We start from the raw sequence: 17,765 nt of genomic DNA on the forward strand, positions 1-17,765 counted from the left end.
ATTAAGGGAGCCGATAATCATAAGCCGGAATGTGAGCTTTGTCTCTCTTTGGAATACGTTTACCGACCCTCTCCCTGTATGGAAGAGGGTCAGGGGATATTAAAAACCGTTCTTCACTTCGCTCATATCCGGCAGCTTGTGCGCGATGCCCTTATGGCAATCCACGCAGGTCTGACCGTCGTTGATCGCTTTATTGTGCATTTTCGCCGCCACGGTTTTCTGCGCGGTTAAATCCATAAAATCGAAGTTATGACAGTTGCGGCACTCCTGGGAATTGTTGTTCTTCATCCTTCGCCACACGTTTTGCGCCATCGCCAGGCGATGATCGTCAAACTTCTGCGGCGTATCTATCAGCCCGAACGCTTTTGCATACAGCTCTTTGCTGGCCTGGAGTTTACGGATGATTTTCGGTCCCCACTCGTGCGGAACGTGGCAGTCCGGGCAGGTTGCCCGCACGCCGCTGCGGTTATTGTAATGCACCGTCTCCATGTATTCCTGGTAGACGTTGGCACGCATCTCGTGACAGCCGTTGCAGAACTCTTCGCGGTTGGTCATCTCCATGCCGGTATTGAACCCGCCCCAGAAAATAATCCCGGCGGCGAAGCCAATCAGCAGCAGCGTGCCCAGCGCCAGGCGGCTCGGGCGACGCCACCACTGCCAGATGCGGCGCAGCATGCCCGGCTTACGGTTTGCTTTATCCATATCGGCCTCTAGTTCCCAAAGCCTTTAGACGGCGTGAAGGTGTTTTCCACAATCGGCGCGGCGTCGGTCTGTGGCACGTGACACTGCAGACAGAAATAGCGGCGCGGGGCCACGTCGGCGAGCACTTTGCCATCGCTGTCCATAAAGTGCGTTGGGCTAACGCGAGGCGCGCCGGTAGTGCGATAACTTTGCACCCCGTGGCACGCCAGGCAGCGGTTGGTGTTTTTGCTGACCTGGTAGCCTTCTACGCTGTGCGGGATCATCGGCGGCTGGTTCACATAGTTCAGCGCCATGCGGCCCTGCTGTTTAGGCATATGTACCGTGCCGAGCTTGGTGCCGGAGACCTCCGGCGACTGGCTGAGATCCACGCCGTTGGTCGCCCACAGCGCCCCGCTCACCAGCAGGGTAAGCGCCGCCATCCACTGGAATAACCTTTTGTTTTTCATGATGTCCCCTTAGACCTTCGCCAGCTTCACGGCGCACTTCTTGAAATCCGTCTCTTTGGAGAGCGGGTCGGTGGCGTCGAGCGTCAGATTGTTGACCAGCTGCGCCGCATCGAAGAACGGCATGTAGACCAGCCCCTGCGGCGGACGGTTGCGCCCGCGCGTTTCAACGATGGAGATAATCTCGCCGCGGCGGGACATCACCTTCACTTTGTCGCCGCGGCGCAGATCGCGGGATTTCGCATCCAGCGGGTGGATGAACAGCACGGCTTCAGGGAAGGCGCGATGCAGCTCAGGCACGCGACGCGTCATGGTGCCGGTATGCCAGTGTTCCAGAACGCGGCCGGTTGACAGCCACAGGTCATACTCCTGATCCGGCGACTCCGCCGCTGGCTCAAACGGCAGCGCAAAGATCACCGCCTTGCCGTCCGGCTTGCCGTAAAACTTAAAGCCCTCGCCCGCCTTCACGTAAGGATCGTGGCCTTCGCTGTAGCGCCACAGCGTCTCTTTGCCGTTCACCACCGGCCAGCGCAGGCCGCGCGCTTTGTGGTAATCGTCGAACGGAGCCAGGTCGTGCCCGTGGCCGCGACCAAAGGAAGCGTACTCCTCGAACAGCCCTTTTTGCAGATAGAAGCCCAGCTCGCGGGATTCATCGTTAAGCTGATCTTTAGCCAGCTCGCTGACCGGGAATTTGCTGACGTTTTCGCTGGCAAACAGCACGTCGAACAGCGTCTTACCGCGATATTCCGGCTTCTGATCCACTAGCTCCGCAGGCCACACCTCTTCCACTTTGAAACGCTTCGCAAACTCCACCAGCTGCCAGAGATCCGATTTCGCCTCGCCCGGTGCCTTAACCTGCTGACGCCAGAACTGGGTGCGACGTTCGGCGTTGCCGTAAGCGCCCTCTTTTTCCACCCACATTGCCGTTGGCAGAATGAGATCCGCCGACAGCGCGCTGATGGTGGGATAGGGATCGGAGACGATGATGAAGTTACGCGGATCGCGCCAGCCCGGCATGCGCTCTTCGTTAATGTTCGGCCCGGCCTGCATGTTGTTGTTGCACATTACCCAGTAGACGTTGAGCTTGCCGTCTTTCAGCGCTCTGTCCTGGGCGACGGCGTGCAGGCCAACTTTGGCAGGAATCGTGCCCGCAGGCAGCTGCCAGGTGTTTTCCGCAATTGCCCGGTGCTTGTCGTTGGTCACGACCATATCCGCAGGCAGACGGTGTGAGAAAGTCCCGACTTCGCGAGCGGTGCCGCAGGCGGAAGGCTGGCCGGTTAACGAGAACGGGCCGCAGCCGGGCTTTGAAATCTTGCCGGTTAACAGATGCAGGTTATAAACGAGGTTGTTCGCCCACACGCCGCGCGAGTGCTGGTTAAAGCCCATCGTCCAGTAGGAGACAACTTTCTTGTTCGGGTCGGCATAGAGCTTCGCCAGCGCTTCCAGCTGGTCGGTGGGTACACCGCTCATCTCTGAGGTTTTCTCCAGCGTGTACTCCGCAACAAATGCTTTGTACTCGTCGAAGGTCATCGGGTCGGATTTATCAGAACCTGGATTCTTCGCCGCCTTTTCCAGCGAGTGCGTAGGGCGCAGGCCATAGCCGATATCCGTTACGCCCCGGCGCAGGTTCACGTGCTGCTTAAAGAACGCCTCGTTCACCGCGTTGTTCTGAATAATGTAGTTGGCGATGTAGTTGAGGATGACCAGATCGCTCTGCGGCGTGAACACCATGCCGTTATCCGCCAGCTCGAAGCTGCGGTGCTGGAAGGTGGAGAGCACGGCGACTTCAACATTGTCGCCGGAGAGGCGGCGGTTGGTAATGCGCGACCAGAGTACCGGGTGCATCTCCGCCATGTTGGAGCCCCACAGCACGAAGGCGTCCGCCTGCTCGATGTCGTCATAGCAGCCCATCGGCTCATCCATACCGAAGGTACGCATAAAACCCACTACCGCCGAGGCCATGCAATGACGCGCATTCGGGTCAATGTTATTGGTGCGGAACCCGGCTTTAAACAACTTCGCCGCCGCATAGCCTTCCCACACGGTCCACTGGCCGGAGCCGAACATGCCGACAGATTCTGGCCCTTTGGCTTTGAGGCTGGTTTTAAATTTTTCTTCCATGATGTCGAAGGCCTGCTCCCAGCTCACCGGTGCGAACTCGCCTTCTTTATCAAATCTGCCGTCTCTCATGCGCAGCAGCGGCTGGGTCAGACGATCTTTGCCGTACATTATTTTCGGCAGGAAGTAGCCTTTAACGCAGTTCAGGCCACGGTTAACCGGCGCTTCAGGGTCGCCCTGGCTTGCCACGATACGGCCATTCTGCGTGCCGACCAGCACGCCGCAGCCGGTGCCGCAGAAACGGCACGGAGCTTTATCCCATTTGATTGCTTCTTCTTTGCCGACTACCGCGCGGGCCACTGAGGGCACGCTGAGGCCTGCCGCCGCTGCGGCTGCCGCGACGGCGTTCGCCTTCATAAAACTACGACGACTGAGTTTCATGGTGTTTCCTCACCTTGCTCATCCTGCTGGTGATAAACCAGCGACACCGCCAGCACGTTTGCAATGTTGCGTGCCGACTCAATTTGACGAAGCAGCACGTCGCTTTGTGCCGCCTCCATGACAACCACCAGCTTGCCGTGTTCGGCATCGCTGACGGCGACTTCGCTACCGTCCAGTTCGCTCAGGGCGGCGCTGACGGTCGCGATATGCTGCGGGTGGGCCTGAACGACCAGGCCACAGACGTGCCAGCTAGTTTGCATCGGCGTGCCTCATGGTTAGTGCGGATACCGGGCATCCGGAAATACAGCCGCCGCAGGCGTTACAGGCCGAGCGGTTAAGCTGAGGCAGAGAGATCCCCTGCGAAGAAGGTATGAACGTGATGGCCTGCGTCTCACAGGCGTCCTGACAGCTGCGGCACTCCACCTGGCTGTAGGCCATGCAGGTATCGCCGATAAATAGAGTGTGTTCCCAGGGGGAAGATTCCCGCGCGCTGAAAAGCTGCTGCGGACAGGCCTCTGCGCAGGCGTAGCAGAAGGTGCATTCACCCAGGTTGAAATCCACTTCGGGATAGCCGCCCTGCCCGCGCCGTAAAATTCGGGTTTCGCAAACCGGCAGACAGTCGTTGCATCGAAGGCATTCGAGCAGGAAATGGTGTTCATCGCCGCTCCACGGAGGACGAAAAGCCGCCGCGCCACCGCGCCAGCTACCGGTTAATAATCCACGTCGGGAGAGTTCAGCCATTTGCCCGTCCTTGCTTCAAAAACGCCGACTATCGACCTGCAGCCGGCAAAGACATCACTGTTATATCCGCAGTTTTCCACGGGTTTTTATATGAGTGGTACGTTATGTGACAAAGGGGGAGTAGCGGCATCCCCCTAAAGGGGTAAATGCCGTTGTGGGATCAAAAAGGGGTACGGTTTGCAGGAAAGGAGAACACTTTAAGCAACAGCTGAAGGGACATAGATTCGGATACGGTTGTAAAACCAATGAAACAGTTCCGATCGCCCGACGTTAACGGCAAAGTTTAGTTTTGGAACCCGTGCCGAAATAACGCCAACAAACGTTTGAGCCAGCCCGGGTTTCTGGTACGTTTCGCCCACCAGTGATTTTCAGAGACTTTCGCCTTGTGATGCTGCAACGCTCGGTCCGGGCAAGCCTTGCCCGCGCCTTTTTCTATATTGTCCTGCTCTCCATGCTCTCCACGGGCGTTGCGCTGATCACGCTTGCCAGCAGCCTGCGCGATGCCGAAGCGGTGAACGTTGCCGGGTCGCTGCGGATGCAGAGCTATCGCCTGGGGTACGATTTACAGGGCAGCGGCAGCCGCATTCAGGAACATCTGGCGATGTATAACCGGACATTAGGCTCGCAGGCGCTTATCAACCCTGGCCGCCTGTGGATCCCACAGGAGGTTCTCGAACGCTACAACGCCCTTAACGATACCTGGGCCCATATGGAGCGGCATATCCGCCAGGGCGATAAAGCCTGGTATGACGCCAATATCACGGCCTACGTGGAGCAAATTGATGAGTATGTGCTGGCCCTTCAGCACTACGCAGAGCGCAAAATGATGCAGGTGGTCACCACTTCCGTTGTGGGCTTTATCGCTATCTTCACGCTGGTCTTTTTTACCCTCCGCCGCTTCCGCCATCAGGTCGTGGCCCCGCTCAATAAGCTGATGCTTGCCAGCGAATCAATCGAACGGGGGGAATTTAGCTTCCAGCCGCTGGATACCGCTCTGCCTAACGAGATCGGTCTGCTGGCGCACAGCTTCACGCGTATGGCGGATGAGCTGCAGCGGCTTTATCGCTCGCTGGAAGAAAAGGTCGAACAAAAAACGCTGAGCCTGCAGGAGGCGAATCGGACTCTTGAAGTGCTTTACTCCTGCTCCCAGGCGCTGAACGTCAGCACCATCGACCAGCACTGCTTTACGCAAATTTTGCAGCTGGTGCGCCAGAAAGAGCAGGTGGGCTATCTGGAACTGCAGGTTGGCGAGAACTGGCTGCTGCGAGAGGGGACGCAGCGCAGCGACGTGCTGTGGCAGTCGGTGCCGGTCATGCAGCAGGATCATGAGCTGGGGCAGCTGCGCTGGCAGGCTACCGCGGGCATGCCGCCCCTGGCGCTGATGCAAAGCGTGGCGAATATGCTCGGGCGCGGGCTTTACTTCAACCAGGCACAGAAACACTATCAGCAGCTGCTGCTGATGCAGGAGCGCGCGACAATTGCCCGCGAGCTGCACGACTCCCTGGCCCAGGTGCTCTCCTATTTGCGCATCCAGTTGACGCTGCTCAAACGCTCGGTGCCGGAAGAGAATCACAATGCCCGGCGCATCATCGATGATTTTTCGCAGGCGCTGAATGACGCCTACCGACAGCTTCGCGAGCTGCTGACCACGTTCCGCCTGACGCTGCAACAGGCAGACCTGCCCGCCGCGCTCAGGGAGATGATTGCCCCGCTCCGCCAGCAAACGGATGCCGCTATCCATCTGGACTGCACCATGCCGACCCAGGCGCTGGACGCCCAGCAGCAGGTGCATCTGCTGCAAATTATTCGTGAGGCCGTGCTCAACGCGATTAAACACGCCGGTGCGCAGGACATTTCCATAACCTGCGCGACCTCCCCTGAAGGCGAGCACAGGGCATCTATTCTTGATAACGGCAGCGGTATCGCCAGCCTGAAGGAGCCGGAAGGCCATTATGGTTTGAATATTATGCATGAACGTGCGGCCCGGCTGGGCGGCACGCTGACAATTTCCCGCCCCGCCGAGGGCGGGACGCTGATCTCGATAACGTTTCGTTCATCGACTTCAGACAATAACGATAATTAAAACGCAGGAGCAGCAATGAGTGAGCAACATGTCTGTGAGGTACTGGTTGTTGATGACCATCCGCTGATGCGGCGGGGTATCCGCCAGCTGCTGGAAATGGACGACAGTTTTAAGGTAGTGGCCGAAGCCAGCAGCGGCACGGAGGCAATAAGCCTTGCGAATCGCCTCAGCCCTGATTTGATTCTGCTGGATCTTAATATGAAAGGCCTGAGCGGCCTGGATACGCTGAACGCTCTGCGGCGGGAAGGGATCAACGCGCGCATTATCGTACTGACCGTATCCGACTCGAAAAGCGACATCTTCACGCTGATTGATGCCGGTGCCGACGGCTACCTGCTCAAGGACAGCGATCCGGAAGTGTTACTGGATGATATCCGGCGTGGAGCAAAGGGCGGCGAAGCGTTCAGCGCTCAGGTGGCAGAGTATCTGCATAATCGCGGGACGGAAAAACGCGGTAGCGATCCCTTTGCTGCGTTGACGGAGCGGGAGCTGGATGTACTGCAGGAAGTGGCCCGCGGCCTGTCTAACAAGCAGATAGCAGCAGGGCTGCATATCTCCGAAGAGACGGTCAAAGTGCATATCCGCAACTTACTGCGCAAGCTTCAGGTGCGTTCACGCGTGGCGGCTACCGTGCTGTATTTCGAAAGCCGCGGGGTTTAACCCGTTGAATCCCCGGCGCGATGGGCTGTGTCAGGCTAAGATCATTTACATTATCTCCTCATTTTCTCCACGTTTGGGCAGGCGGATAGGGCTAAAGTGTCAACTGCCCCCCTAACGACAGTCTGAAGTGCTTACGAGGTCCTGACCAGATGGCGAATTTCTTTATCAATCGCCCCATTTTTGCCTGGGTGCTGGCCATTATTTTATGCCTCACCGGTACGCTTGCTATCTTTTCGCTCCCCGTTGAGCAATACCCGGACCTCGCGCCGCCTAACGTGCGCATAACGGCTAATTACCCAGGGGCTTCCGCCCAGACGCTGGAAAACACCGTCACCCAGGTTATCGAACAGAACATGACCGGCCTGGACAACATGATGTATATGTCGTCCCAGAGCAGCAGCACCGGCCAGGCCACCATTACGCTCAGCTTCAAGGCGGGCACCGACCCGGATGAAGCCGTACAGCAGGTGCAGAACCAGCTCCAGTCCGCGCTGCGTAAGCTGCCGCAGGACGTGCAGACCCAGGGCGTGACGGTGCGTAAGACCGGCGACAGCAATATCCTGATGATCGCCTTCGTCTCTACCGACGGCAGCATGGACAAGCAGGATATCGCCGACTACGTGGCGAGTAATATCCAGGATCCCATCAGCCGTATTAACGGGGTCGGGGACGTAGACGCCTACGGTTCACAGTACTCCATGCGCATCTGGCTCGATCCGACCAAACTGACCAGCTACCAGATGACGACCCAGGACGTGGTCAACGCCATCAGCTCCCAGAACGCGCAGATTGCCGTTGGTCAGCTGGGCGGCACGCCGTCGGTTGATATGCAGGCGCTGAACGCGACCGTTAACTCGCAGTCCTTACTGCAAACGCCACAGCAATTCAAAGACATTACCCTGCGCGTAAATCAGGACGGTTCGCTTGTTACCCTGGGCGACGTGGCGACGGTTGAGCTGGGTGCAGAAAAATATGACTATCTGAGTCGCTATAACGGCCAGGCCGCATCCGGGCTGGGCATTAAGCTTGCCTCCGGTGCCAACGAAATGGAAACGGACAGGCTCGCTCGCGCCAAAATCGAAGAGCTTTCGCAGTACTTCCCCCACGGGCTGGAAGCAAAAATTGCCTATGAAACTACGCCGTTCGTTAAGGCTTCCATCAAAGACGTTGTGAAGACCCTGCTGGAAGCTATCCTGCTGGTGTTCTTCGTCATGTATCTTTTCTTGCAGAACTTCAGGGCCACGCTGATTCCGACCATCGCCGTCCCGGTGGTACTGCTGGGAACTTACGCCGTGCTCTACTCGTTCGGCTACAGCATCAACACCCTGACAATGTTCGCCATGGTGCTGGCCATCGGCCTGCTGGTCGACGACGCCATCGTGGTGGTGGAAAACGTAGAGCGCATCATGAGCGAAGAAGGGCTGTCGCCCCGGGAAGCAACACGTAAGTCGATGGGCCAGATCCAGGGCGCGCTGGTGGGGATTGCGATGGTGCTTTCCGCTGTATTCGTGCCGATGGCCTTCTTTGGCGGCACCACCGGGGCTATCTACCGGCAGTTCTCTATTACGATTGTGTCGGCAATGGTGCTGTCGGTATTGGTTGCGTTAATTCTTACGCCAGCCCTCTGCGCCACCATCCTTAAACCGCTACGCAAGGGCCAACACCACGGCCAGAAAGGTTTCTTCGGCTGGTTTAACAGGATGTTCAACCGTAACGCCCTGCGCTATGAAAGCAGCGTGGGTAAAATTCTGAACCACAGCGCCCGCTGGATGCTGATTTATGTGGTGCTGCTGGGCGGCATGGTCTTCTTATTCCTGCGTCTGCCAACGTCATTCTTGCCGCTGGAAGACCGCGGCGTATTCACCACTTCGGTCCAGCTGCCGAGTGGCTCTACCCAGCAGCAGACGGCAAAAGTCGTGGCGAAGATCGAGCAGTACTATCTCACTCAGGAGAAAAATAACGTGCTGTCCGTGTTTTCGACCATCGGCGCAGGCCCCGGCGGGAACGGCCAGAACGTGGCGCGTATGTTTGTGCGCCTGAAAGACTGGGACGATCGCGACCCGGATAACGGCAGTTCCTTCGCCATTATCGAGCGGGCCACCAAAGCCTTTCATAAAATCAAAGAAGCACGAGTGATTGCCAGCAGCCCTCCGGCTATCAGCGGGCTGGGCAACGCCGCGGGCTTCGATATGGAGCTGCAGGACCACGGCGGCGCCGGGCACCACGCGCTGATGGCCGCTCGCGACCAGCTGCTGAACATGGCCGGCGACGAGAAATTACTGACCCGCGTACGTCACAACGGGCTGGACGACAGCCCACAGATGCAGATAGATATCGATCAGCGTAAGGCCCAGGCGCTGGGCGTTTCCATCGACGACATCAACAACACGCTGCAAACGGCCTGGGGGTCGAGCTATGTTAACGACTTTATGGATCGCGGCCGCGTGAAGAAGGTCTACGTGCAGGCCGCCGCCAAATTCCGCATGCTCCCCGATGACATTAACCAGTGGTACGTACGCAATAAAGACGGCGGTATGGTGCCCTTCTCCGCCTTTGCCAGCATGCACTGGGAAACGGGGTCACCGCGGCTGGAGCGCTATAACGGCTATTCTGCGCTTGAGATCGTCGGGGAATCTGCGCCGGGCGTCAGCACCGGTACGGCGATGGATATCATGGAACAGCTGGTGAAAAAACTGCCTAACGGCTTTGGCCTGGAGTGGACGGGAATGTCGTATCAGGAACGCCTGTCCGGCGCTCAGGCTCCTGCTCTGTATGCGATTTCTCTGCTGGTGGTCTTCCTGTGCCTGGCCGCGCTCTATGAGAGCTGGTCGGTGCCGTTCTCGGTCATGCTGGTGGTACCGCTGGGTGTTATCGGGGCGCTGCTCGCCACCTGGATGCGGGGGCTGGAAAACGACGTTTATTTCCAGGTGGGTCTGCTGACGGTCATCGGGCTTTCGGCCAAGAACGCCATCCTGATCGTCGAGTTTGCCAACGACCTGAATGCGCAGGGCCGCGAACTGGTCTCCGCCACGCTTGACGCCTGCCGCCAGCGGTTGCGTCCGATCCTGATGACCTCGCTGGCCTTTATCTTCGGCGTACTGCCAATGGCGACCAGCAGCGGTGCGGGCTCCGGCAGCCAGCACGCCGTCGGGACGGGCGTGATGGGCGGCATGATTTCCGCGACCGTGCTGGCTATTTTCTTTGTGCCGCTGTTCTTTGTGCTGGTACGTCGCCGCTTCCCGCTCAAAGAGCCGCACAACGATTAGCCCGTAAATTGACAGCAACAAAAAAGGCGGCCTTTTCGGTCGCCTTTTTGCTGGTACATCTTCTTAATTTGCTGGTGTCGCTTACCGAAGCATTTCAATAAGAACATCCTGCTGTTGCTCGTCTGGTCAGATCATTTACGAAGCATATCTTCAATGAAATCTTTCCAGTTCCCTAGTTCATGCTCAATCATAACGGCCTCTCTTATAATTGCTTTAATTATACGCAATCCATTTTACGGTTGGAATCCATTCTGAATAGCTGCTTTTATGACCGCCATCGCATATTAACGACTTTACGTATACCCCTAATCTTAACCCGTACTTTGGCGAATAATGTGACGCAGCACCTGAAACAAAATGTTTCTGCCAATTTCAGAATTTTTATAAAGAAATAAGGAAGCGCAGGCCAGGCGGAATCTAAGCGGGACGGGGGCGTGAGCAGCCGTGTCAAAGAATGCAGAAGCTATTTAACTATGCAGTATGGGTTTAAGACGAAACTCATTAATGTGATGCTTTTCAATTACTGAAGAAGGATGCCGGATGCATAATTGATGAAATATTATTCGAAATGCAGCGCAACGGTTATATTATCTGATGAAAAGAGTAGTAATCAGGTTATATTTTTCCCTGGCACTTTTTTATCATCTTTTAATCATGCTAATTATCTGATTAAAAATTCAGAATTTCGACATAAGGACTGAATCTCCGTGATCACCCTCTACGGCATTAAAAATTGCGACACCATCAAAAAAGCGCGCCGCTGGCTGGAGTCAAACGGCGTGGAGTACCAGTTTCATGACTACCGCACGGACGGCCTTGGTGCTGAGCTGCTGAACGGTTTTATTGCGGAGCTGGGCTGGGAAGCGCTGCTCAATACCCGTGGCACCACCTGGCGCAAGCTGGACGAAGCGCGCCGCGAATCCATTAAAGACGCGGCAGGCGCCGCCGCATTAATGTTGGAAATGCCCGCAATGATTAAACGACCATTGCTCTGCGCGCCCGGGCAGCCTATGCTGCTGGGTTTCAACGAATCAAACTATCAGCAGTTTATCAACGAGGTATAGTGCTATGTCCTGCCCGGTTATCGAGCTGACGCAACAGCTTATCCGCCGCCCTTCCCTTAGCCCAGACGATGCAGGCTGCCAGGCGCTGCTGATTGAGCGGCTGCGCGCGATTGGTTTTACCGTCGAGCATATGGATTTTGGCGACACGCAAAACTTCTGGGCATGGCGAGGACAAGGGGAAACGCTGGCGTTTGCTGGTCACACCGACGTCGTGCCGTCCGGCGATGCGGACCGCTGGATCAACCCACCGTTTGAACCCACTATCCGCGACGGCATGCTGTTTGGCCGTGGTGCCGCCGACATGAAAGGGTCGCTGGCGGCGATGGTGGTCGCAGCCGAACGTTTTGTCGCTCAGCACCCGAATCACCGTGGTCGCCTGGCCTTCCTGATCACCTCAGATGAAGAGGCCAGCGCTAAAAATGGTACCGTTAAGGTGGTTGAAACGCTGATGGAACGCCGTGAACGCCTGGACTACTGTCTGGTGGGTGAGCCTTCCAGTACCGAAGTCGTTGGGGACGTGGTGAAAAATGGCCGCCGCGGCTCGCTGACCTGCAACCTGACCATCCATGGCGTCCAGGGGCACGTCGCCTACCCGCATCTGGCGGACAACCCGGTTCATCGCGCCGCGCCAATGCTCAACGAGCTGGTCGGTATCGAGTGGGACAAGGGCAACGAATTCTTCCCGGCCACCAGCATGCAGATTGCCAACGTGCAGGCAGGGACCGGCAGCAACAACGTCATCCCGGGCGACATGTTTGTGCAGTTCAACTTCCGCTTCAGCACCGAGCTGACGGATGCCGACATCAAGCAGCGCGTCATTGCCCTGCTCGAGAAACACCAGCTGCGCTACACGCTCGACTGGTGGCTGTCGGGTCAACCGTTCCTTACCTCACGTGGTAAGCTGGTGGATGCGGTAGTGAACGCGGTTGAGCACTATAATGAGATCAGGCCGCAGCTGTTAACCACGGGTGGCACCTCTGATGGACGCTTTATCGCGCGGATGGGGGCGCAGGTTGTGGAGCTGGGGCCGGTGAACGCGACCATTCATAAAATTAATGAGTGTGTAAACGCCGCCGATCTGCAGCTTCTGGCCCGCATGTATCAGCGTATTATGGAACAGCTCGTCGCCTGACGGGCCGTACAACTCAAAGAGGTACCGGCATGGAATGGCTCTCGCATTACTGGTGGATTATCGTTCTGGTGCTGCTGTTAGGCATCTTCCTTAACGTGATTAAGGATTTGAAACGCATCGACCCGAAGAAATACATGGCAAACAAGCCCGAGCTTCCACCGCATCGTGACTTTAACGATAAGTGGGATGACGAAGACGACTTTCCTAAGAAGAAGCCTTAGAACACGGGTGGATCGACGTAAACGTCATCCGCCCTTACAAGGTCGGGTGACGTAAGCTTACCCGACCTGCAACTGCTTAACGGCGGTTTTCAACGCCTCGCCCTTCGGTTTATCAAGCAAAATAAGAGCCTGCTCCGCCTCCTGACGCATGGCGGCCAGCAAAGCTTTACGCCCGGAAAGGCGAAGCTTCTCGCAAACCTGCTCCGCTGTCAGCCGCGCCTGAACTCTTCCCCGCAGAGCATTCAGCGGCAGTTCGCTCGTCTGAAGCAGGCGGTTAAGCGAGCCAGTACACGCCTCAACGGGACGATGCGCAAAGGCAAAGCCTGCGAGCTCATACCAGTCATCATCATTTAACGCTGCCTCTGCGGACGGCATGACGGGCAAAGGCTCGTCTATCCACGGCTGCAGCCAGGTGATATCCCGCGTCAGACGCTGCGCTTCGAAGCGGGTCAGCGCCTCACCTTCAACGCTTAACGGCAGGAGCGCCATCGCGGTATAGCAGCCGCTGCTCGCTTCCCGGTGGCTGCCCACCCGCACCAGCACAAATCCGCAGCTTTCCCAGAATCGCCATAGCTCATCGGTAAAACCAAAGCTGACCGACAGATAATCAAAACCGCGCCGGGCGAGCGCTTTCGCCATGGCTATCATCCGTCCGCCGAGCTGCTGACGCTGGCGCAGAGGATGCACGGCAATGCGGCTTACGCGCAGCCCACGCAGGGTTGCCGCAAGCGGGCTGCCGCCATGTGCAGCCAGGGACTGCGCCACTAGATTTCCACGGGGACGACGAAAGCCTGCCCACACGGCGCGGCTCAGGTTTTCATCCAGCCCACCTTCTTCCACCAGCCAGGCTGCCCCGACGGTGCCGTCACCGGCGCCTGCCGCAATGAAATGCTGCCCTGGAGCGTCCAGCATTCTGCGCCAGTCCAGCGGTGAGGTGCGGTAGTGCGCCCCGGAGAGCAGGCGGTACATCTGCTGGATCTGTTCACCATCACGCTGCTCTACGGCGTTAAGCTCAACGGCGCTACCGGACACGTCGGTAACGTCCGCCTCATCGAAAAGCAAAATCGCGTCGAGCAGGATTTCAAGCGGATCGTTCTTCGCCCAGCGAATCGGCGTTGAAAGGCTGTAACGCTTCAGATCCGCGATGCTGGCGCAGAACTTAAGCAGGAAGCCTCGCCCTGTGCCTTCATAGCCCTGCACCGTCGTGGTCAGCAGGGTGCGAGGAAAGAGAGCGATAAGTCTGCGCAGCTGCGGTGCAGGAAGCGCTGCGGCTTCGTCGATAATCAGCCAGTCAGCGTCAGGTTTTTGCTGTTGGGCCAGCAGGGCATCCGGCGCAACAAAGTTGAATTTATCCCCCGCGTGGAGCGCCAGCACGTCCGTTGCTCCCCGGGTGGGTGCAGTGACAATCGCTTTACTGGGAAGGCTGCTGACGAACATTCCCGCTAGCGCAGATTTTCCCCGCCCACGCGGCGCGGTCACGACGGCTACGCCAGACATTAGAGACCGGAGCGAAGCAAGGATATCCGCCTGTTCCAGCTCGGGCGAACCGTTCGCCGGGTGCCACTGCGGGCGGACTATAAACTCGGGTAAATACAGAGGATGATGCTGCTGCCAGAGAAAAGACTCCCCGTCGGCCTCAACGCTGCGCCTGAGGTGATTAACAAAGTTAGGCGTCGGGATGGCCTGCGGGCGGTCGCTCCAGCGGCACGAGTCCGCATCGGGAAGCATGGGCCAGCGCGTCCAGTCAGGCACCAGCAGAACCAGCCAGCTGCCCGCTTTCAGCGTCCCCGCAACGGCGGCCAGCGCTTCGGCATCCAGCCCGTTGCGGGCATCAAAAACAGCATGTAAAAATTCACGGCCCAGCAGCGTACGCACGGCAGATGGCGCGCAGTTCACGGGAAACTCCGGCGCCGCGCCAACCCACAGCCAGTCGCCGGGAAGCTGGCCGGCCACCGTGCCGACCTGCTGGCTACACCATACCGCTTCGCCTGCGATAACCAGCATGCGGCGAATGCCGCTGCGGGCCATTTCGGCTGTCGCCTGCCTTAGCTGCTCCATGCTCGCCTTCCTTCTTGCTGCGGCTAGCGGACGCTGTTACCAAAGGTATTACACTGCGCCGGGTCACCGCTGTCGAAGCCGCGCTTAAACCAGGTGTAACGCTGCTCGGAGGTACCGTGCGTGAAGCTATCCGGTACCACGCGGCCCTGCCCCTGCTGCTGCAGGCGATCGTCGCCAATGGCCTCGGCGGCATTAAGCGCTTCTTTCAGGTCGCCCGCGTCGAGCACTTCCTGCTTCTGCATGCTGTGCCCCCAGACGCCCGCGAAGCAGTCCGCCTGTAGCTCCATTTTCACCGACAGATGGTTGCCTTCAACCTGCGAAGCATTTTGCTGCAGCTGGCGTACTTTCGGCTCGATGCCCAGCAGCTTCTGCACGTGGTGTCCCACTTCGTGAGCAATGACGTAGCCCTGGGCAAAGTCGCCGTCGGCGCCCAGTTTGGTTTTCATTTCGTCATAGAAGGAGAGATCGATATAGACGGTGCTGTCCACCGGGCAGTAGAACGGCCCCATTACTGACTGCCCTGTGCCGCAGCCAGTGCGCGTGGCACCACGGTACATCACCAGCTTTGGCTGCTGGTAGCTACGCCCCATCTGCTGGAAGATTTGTCCCCAGGTGTCTTCCGTTGTTGCGAGGATCACCGAGGTAAATTTAGCCGATTCGTCATCATTTGGGCTGATGGAACGCTGAGTGGTTTGCTGTGTGAGCGGCTGACCGCCGCCAAGCAGGGCCGAAAGATCGACGCCGTAATAGCCGGCCACAACCACGACAACCAGCAGGATCAGCCCGCCTTTACCCCGAGGGATACGAAACCCACCGCCGCCGCCTAAGCTCGGGCCGGAGGAATTATTTCGCCTGTCTTCTACATTGTCGCTTTCACGACGACCTTGCCAACGCATAACCTACCCCATTATTCACAGCTTGTAATAGCTAGATCGTAGGTGGTTAACGGCCGGATTACCATAGGAAGCGTGCAGTGAAAAGGCCGAAAGTACAAAACAATCGGCCTTTAAAAAATCACGGTGGGGGAATTAGTCGATTTCTACGCCAAGGCGGCGAGCCACTTCTTCATAAGCTTCAACAAGCCCACCGAGGCTCTGACGGAAACGGTCTTTGTCCATTTTGTCCAGGGTCTCTTTGTCCCACAGGCGGCTGCCGTCCGGTGAGAACTCATCGCCCAGCACCACTTCGCCCTTGAACAGACCGAACTCCAGCTTGAAGTCCACCAGAATAAGCCCCGCGTCGTCAAACAGCTTGCTCAGCACCTCGTTCGCTTTGTAGCTCAGCTCGCGCATGCGGGCAAGGTTCTGTTTGTTCACCCAGCCGAAGGTTTCGCAATAAGATTCGTTGACCATCGGGTCGTGCATCTCGTCGTTCTTAAGGAACAGGTCGAAAAGCGGCGGATTGAGCACAATGCCTTCTTCAATGCCCAGACGCTTAACCAGGGAGCCAGCCGCACGGTTACGGATAACGCACTCCACCGGCACCATATCCAGTTTTTTGACCAGCACTTCGTTGTCGGAGAGCAGCCGCTCCATTTGGGTAGGAATACCGGCCTCTTCCAGCTTCGCCATAATGAAATGGTTAAACTTATTGTTCACCATCCCTTTACGATCGAACTGTTCGATGCGGGCACCGTCTCCTGCTGACGTATCATTGCGAAACTCAAGTACCAACAGATCCGGATTTTCGGTGCTGTAAACGGTCTTTGCTTTGCCACGATACAACTCAGCTTGCTTTTGCATCTTTCTTACTCCTGGTGAGATTTAACGATTAATTCCGCTAACTGGGGCTACGCACACGTTTGCGTAGGCTACCAGAAAAAAGGCCAGATTGCTCTGGCCCTTAAAGTTACTTGCTGAAAGCTGCCTGGAATACGGCAACCAGCGCGTCATTTTGCGATTGGGTCAGCGTGTGTCCTTTAGGATCGATGAACTGCAGGCTGCTGCGGTTATCGAGGTCGCCAACCTGCAGCTTGTAGTCACCGCTGACCAGACCCGGGTCTTTGGCACCTAAGTCCTGCCAGGCGCTGTCAGACAACGGCTTGTAGGTGACGGCCATGCTGCCGGTAGAACGCGTGGAGTCAGTCACTTTCATGCCTGCTTTCTCAAGCGTTGCTGGCAAACGGCTCCAGACCACGTTGAACGGAGCACGTACGACCAGCATTGGCAAGCCGGTGTCGTCTGCGGCGCTCTGTATATCCAGCTGCGTGGAGGTACGGCTGTCTTTGACGTTCTGGCTGTCCGTCTGGACTTTATCCAGACCCGCACTGATGACGTTAAGCATCTGCGCGCTGTAACGCTGCAGGGAAGCTGCGTCTGAGACTGGCTTGCCCGCCTGCTCCAGGTTCAGCAGCTTAACCACCACTGCCTGCTGATAACCCTGCGGCTTCACGCCGATCTGATAGCGACCACGATACTGTTCGTCTTCGTCAGCACGGTTCCACTGCACCCAGTCGGTAGTCAGCGACTGGCTTGCGTCATCACGCTTGTCGATGGTGTAGTTGTTAGACTGTAGAACGCTTACCACCTGCGGCCATAGCGTAGTGCCACGGGCGCTTTCAACCATCAGCGTAGCGGTATCACCCGTGAACTGGGTACGGGCACCGTTCACCAGCGCCAGCGGTTGGGATGGTGGACGAATGTCCAGCTGTTTGCCTACTGCGCCACTGCCGTTGGTAACAGGAACGTTATACTGACCGTTCTCCACCGGTAGGATCATGCCCGCTGGCGCGTGCATATCTGCCAGAGGAGGTGCATCCAGATAGGATTCGTCGCCGCTAACCTGACGCTTATAGCGCTGGTCAGAACTGCATGCGGATAACAGCATGGCAAGCGACACCACTGCAACGGTTGCTACCATCGACTTCTGTACTGAGTAAGCCATTAAATCTCCCTAA

Annotated in this window: 16 protein-coding genes; 6 read left to right on the forward strand and 10 right to left on the reverse strand. The window is 57.4% G+C overall.

Annotation, left to right across the window (positions count from 1 at the left end; translation table 11 throughout):
- Window positions 1-99: 99 nt before the first annotated feature.
- The 5 genes from napC to napF are packed head-to-tail and all read right to left on the reverse strand — an operon-like array spanning window position 100 to window position 4,385.
- Window positions 100-702 carry a cytochrome c-type protein NapC gene (napC, locus tag ACA108_16200; GenBank protein XEX94899.1) on the reverse strand — a complete coding sequence of 201 codons (603 nt, stop codon included), beginning with the start codon at window positions 700-702 and terminating at the stop codon, window positions 100-102.
- A gap of 8 nt (window positions 703-710) precedes the next feature.
- The gene (gene napB / locus ACA108_16205; protein XEX94900.1) at window positions 711-1,148 is read right to left on the reverse strand and encodes a nitrate reductase cytochrome c-type subunit; all 438 of its coding nucleotides are present in this window, start codon (window positions 1,146-1,148) and stop codon (window positions 711-713) included.
- A 9-nt stretch (window positions 1,149-1,157) separates the two neighbouring features.
- Complete coding sequence (gene napA / locus ACA108_16210) at window positions 1,158-3,644, reverse strand: nitrate reductase catalytic subunit NapA (GenBank protein XEX94901.1); 2,487 nt, start codon at window positions 3,642-3,644, stop codon at window positions 1,158-1,160.
- On the reverse strand, window positions 3,641-3,904 hold the full coding sequence (gene napD / locus ACA108_16215) for a chaperone NapD (GenBank protein XEX94902.1): 264 nt from the start codon (window positions 3,902-3,904) through the stop codon (window positions 3,641-3,643). The genes napA and napD overlap by 4 nt, the downstream gene beginning before the upstream one ends.
- Window positions 3,894-4,385 carry a ferredoxin-type protein NapF gene (napF, locus tag ACA108_16220; GenBank protein XEX94903.1) on the reverse strand — a complete coding sequence of 164 codons (492 nt, stop codon included), beginning with the start codon at window positions 4,383-4,385 and terminating at the stop codon, window positions 3,894-3,896. Before napF ends, napD begins: the two co-directional genes overlap by 11 nt.
- 388 nt (window positions 4,386-4,773) lie before the next feature.
- Between napF and narQ the strand changes: the two genes are divergently transcribed.
- From narQ to acrD, 3 genes are all read left to right on the forward strand, one after another.
- A complete protein-coding gene (gene narQ / locus ACA108_16225) occupies window positions 4,774-6,468 on the forward strand; it encodes a nitrate/nitrite two-component system sensor histidine kinase NarQ (protein ID XEX98134.1) in 1,695 nt (564 codons plus the stop codon).
- Between the two features lie 15 nt (window positions 6,469-6,483).
- On the forward strand, window positions 6,484-7,128 hold the full coding sequence (gene narP, locus ACA108_16230; GenBank protein XEX94904.1) for a nitrate/nitrite response regulator protein NarP: 645 nt from the start codon (window positions 6,484-6,486) through the stop codon (window positions 7,126-7,128).
- Window positions 7,129-7,277: 149 nt separating this feature from the next.
- Complete coding sequence (acrD, locus tag ACA108_16235; protein ID XEX94905.1) at window positions 7,278-10,394, forward strand: multidrug efflux RND transporter permease AcrD; 3,117 nt, start codon at window positions 7,278-7,280, stop codon at window positions 10,392-10,394.
- Between the two features lie 131 nt (window positions 10,395-10,525).
- Here acrD and ypfM read toward each other — a convergent pair whose 3' ends face one another.
- Window positions 10,526-10,585 (reverse strand): protein YpfM, encoded by a 60-nt coding sequence (gene ypfM, locus ACA108_16240; GenBank protein XEX98135.1) that lies wholly within the window; start codon window positions 10,583-10,585, stop codon window positions 10,526-10,528.
- 516 nt (window positions 10,586-11,101) lie between these two features.
- Between ypfM and ACA108_16245 the strand changes: the two genes are divergently transcribed.
- From ACA108_16245 to ACA108_16255, 3 genes are read left to right on the forward strand one after another with little or no spacing between them, the layout of a single operon-like run.
- On the forward strand, window positions 11,102-11,458 hold the full coding sequence (locus ACA108_16245; GenBank protein XEX94906.1) for an ArsC family reductase: 357 nt from the start codon (window positions 11,102-11,104) through the stop codon (window positions 11,456-11,458).
- Window positions 11,459-11,462: 4 nt separating this feature from the next.
- Window positions 11,463-12,590 carry a succinyl-diaminopimelate desuccinylase gene (gene dapE, locus ACA108_16250; protein XEX94907.1) on the forward strand — a complete coding sequence of 376 codons (1,128 nt, stop codon included), beginning with the start codon at window positions 11,463-11,465 and terminating at the stop codon, window positions 12,588-12,590.
- A gap of 29 nt (window positions 12,591-12,619) precedes the next feature.
- Entirely contained in the window at window positions 12,620-12,811 is a 192-nt protein-coding gene (locus ACA108_16255) for a YpfN family protein (protein ID XEX94908.1), read from the forward strand.
- 57 nt (window positions 12,812-12,868) lie between these two features.
- Here ACA108_16255 and ACA108_16260 read toward each other — a convergent pair whose 3' ends face one another.
- The 4 genes from ACA108_16260 to bamC all read right to left on the reverse strand — a co-directional run bounded on the left by ACA108_16260 (window position 12,869) and on the right by bamC (window position 17,752).
- Window positions 12,869-14,869 (reverse strand): tRNA(Met) cytidine acetyltransferase TmcA, encoded by a 2,001-nt coding sequence (locus tag ACA108_16260; protein XEX94909.1) that lies wholly within the window; start codon window positions 14,867-14,869, stop codon window positions 12,869-12,871.
- Between the two features lie 23 nt (window positions 14,870-14,892).
- The gene (locus ACA108_16265) at window positions 14,893-15,765 is read right to left on the reverse strand and encodes a neutral zinc metallopeptidase (protein XEX94910.1); all 873 of its coding nucleotides are present in this window, start codon (window positions 15,763-15,765) and stop codon (window positions 14,893-14,895) included.
- A gap of 132 nt (window positions 15,766-15,897) precedes the next feature.
- Window positions 15,898-16,611: a phosphoribosylaminoimidazolesuccinocarboxamide synthase gene (gene purC, locus ACA108_16270; protein ID XEX94911.1), complete on the reverse strand. Its 714-nt coding sequence runs from the start codon at window positions 16,609-16,611 to the stop codon at window positions 15,898-15,900.
- A gap of 106 nt (window positions 16,612-16,717) precedes the next feature.
- The gene (gene bamC, locus ACA108_16275) at window positions 16,718-17,752 is read right to left on the reverse strand and encodes an outer membrane protein assembly factor BamC (protein ID XEX94912.1); all 1,035 of its coding nucleotides are present in this window, start codon (window positions 17,750-17,752) and stop codon (window positions 16,718-16,720) included.
- Between the last annotated feature and the right edge of the window lie 13 nt (window positions 17,753-17,765).

The sequence above is a fragment of the Dryocola sp. LX212 genome (assembly GCA_041504365.1).
In the GTDB taxonomy this organism is placed as follows: domain Bacteria; phylum Pseudomonadota; class Gammaproteobacteria; order Enterobacterales; family Enterobacteriaceae; genus Dryocola.

Excerpts from the sequence above, each read along its gene's own strand:
- napC (XEX94899.1), bottom strand. The coding sequence starts at position 702 with ATGGATAAAGCAAACCGTAAGCCGGGCATGCTGCGCCGCATCTGGCAG.
- napB (XEX94900.1), bottom strand. The coding sequence starts at position 1,148 with ATGAAAAACAAAAGGTTATTCCAGTGGATGGCGGCGCTTACCCTGCTG.
- napA (XEX94901.1), bottom strand. The coding sequence starts at position 3,644 with ATGAAACTCAGTCGTCGTAGTTTTATGAAGGCGAACGCCGTCGCGGCA.
- napD (XEX94902.1), bottom strand. The coding sequence starts at position 3,904 with ATGCAAACTAGCTGGCACGTCTGTGGCCTGGTCGTTCAGGCCCACCCG.
- napF (XEX94903.1), bottom strand. The coding sequence starts at position 4,385 with ATGGCTGAACTCTCCCGACGTGGATTATTAACCGGTAGCTGGCGCGGT.
- narQ (XEX98134.1), top strand. The coding sequence starts at position 4,774 with ATGCTGCAACGCTCGGTCCGGGCAAGCCTTGCCCGCGCCTTTTTCTAT.
- narP (XEX94904.1), top strand. The coding sequence starts at position 6,484 with ATGAGTGAGCAACATGTCTGTGAGGTACTGGTTGTTGATGACCATCCG.
- acrD (XEX94905.1), top strand. The coding sequence starts at position 7,278 with ATGGCGAATTTCTTTATCAATCGCCCCATTTTTGCCTGGGTGCTGGCC.
- dapE (XEX94907.1), top strand. The coding sequence starts at position 11,463 with ATGTCCTGCCCGGTTATCGAGCTGACGCAACAGCTTATCCGCCGCCCT.
- ACA108_16255 (XEX94908.1), top strand. The coding sequence starts at position 12,620 with ATGGAATGGCTCTCGCATTACTGGTGGATTATCGTTCTGGTGCTGCTG.
- ACA108_16260 (XEX94909.1), bottom strand. The coding sequence starts at position 14,869 with ATGGAGCAGCTAAGGCAGGCGACAGCCGAAATGGCCCGCAGCGGCATT.
- ACA108_16265 (XEX94910.1), bottom strand. The coding sequence starts at position 15,765 with ATGCGTTGGCAAGGTCGTCGTGAAAGCGACAATGTAGAAGACAGGCGA.
- purC (XEX94911.1), bottom strand. The coding sequence starts at position 16,611 with ATGCAAAAGCAAGCTGAGTTGTATCGTGGCAAAGCAAAGACCGTTTAC.
- bamC (XEX94912.1), bottom strand. The coding sequence starts at position 17,752 with ATGGCTTACTCAGTACAGAAGTCGATGGTAGCAACCGTTGCAGTGGTG.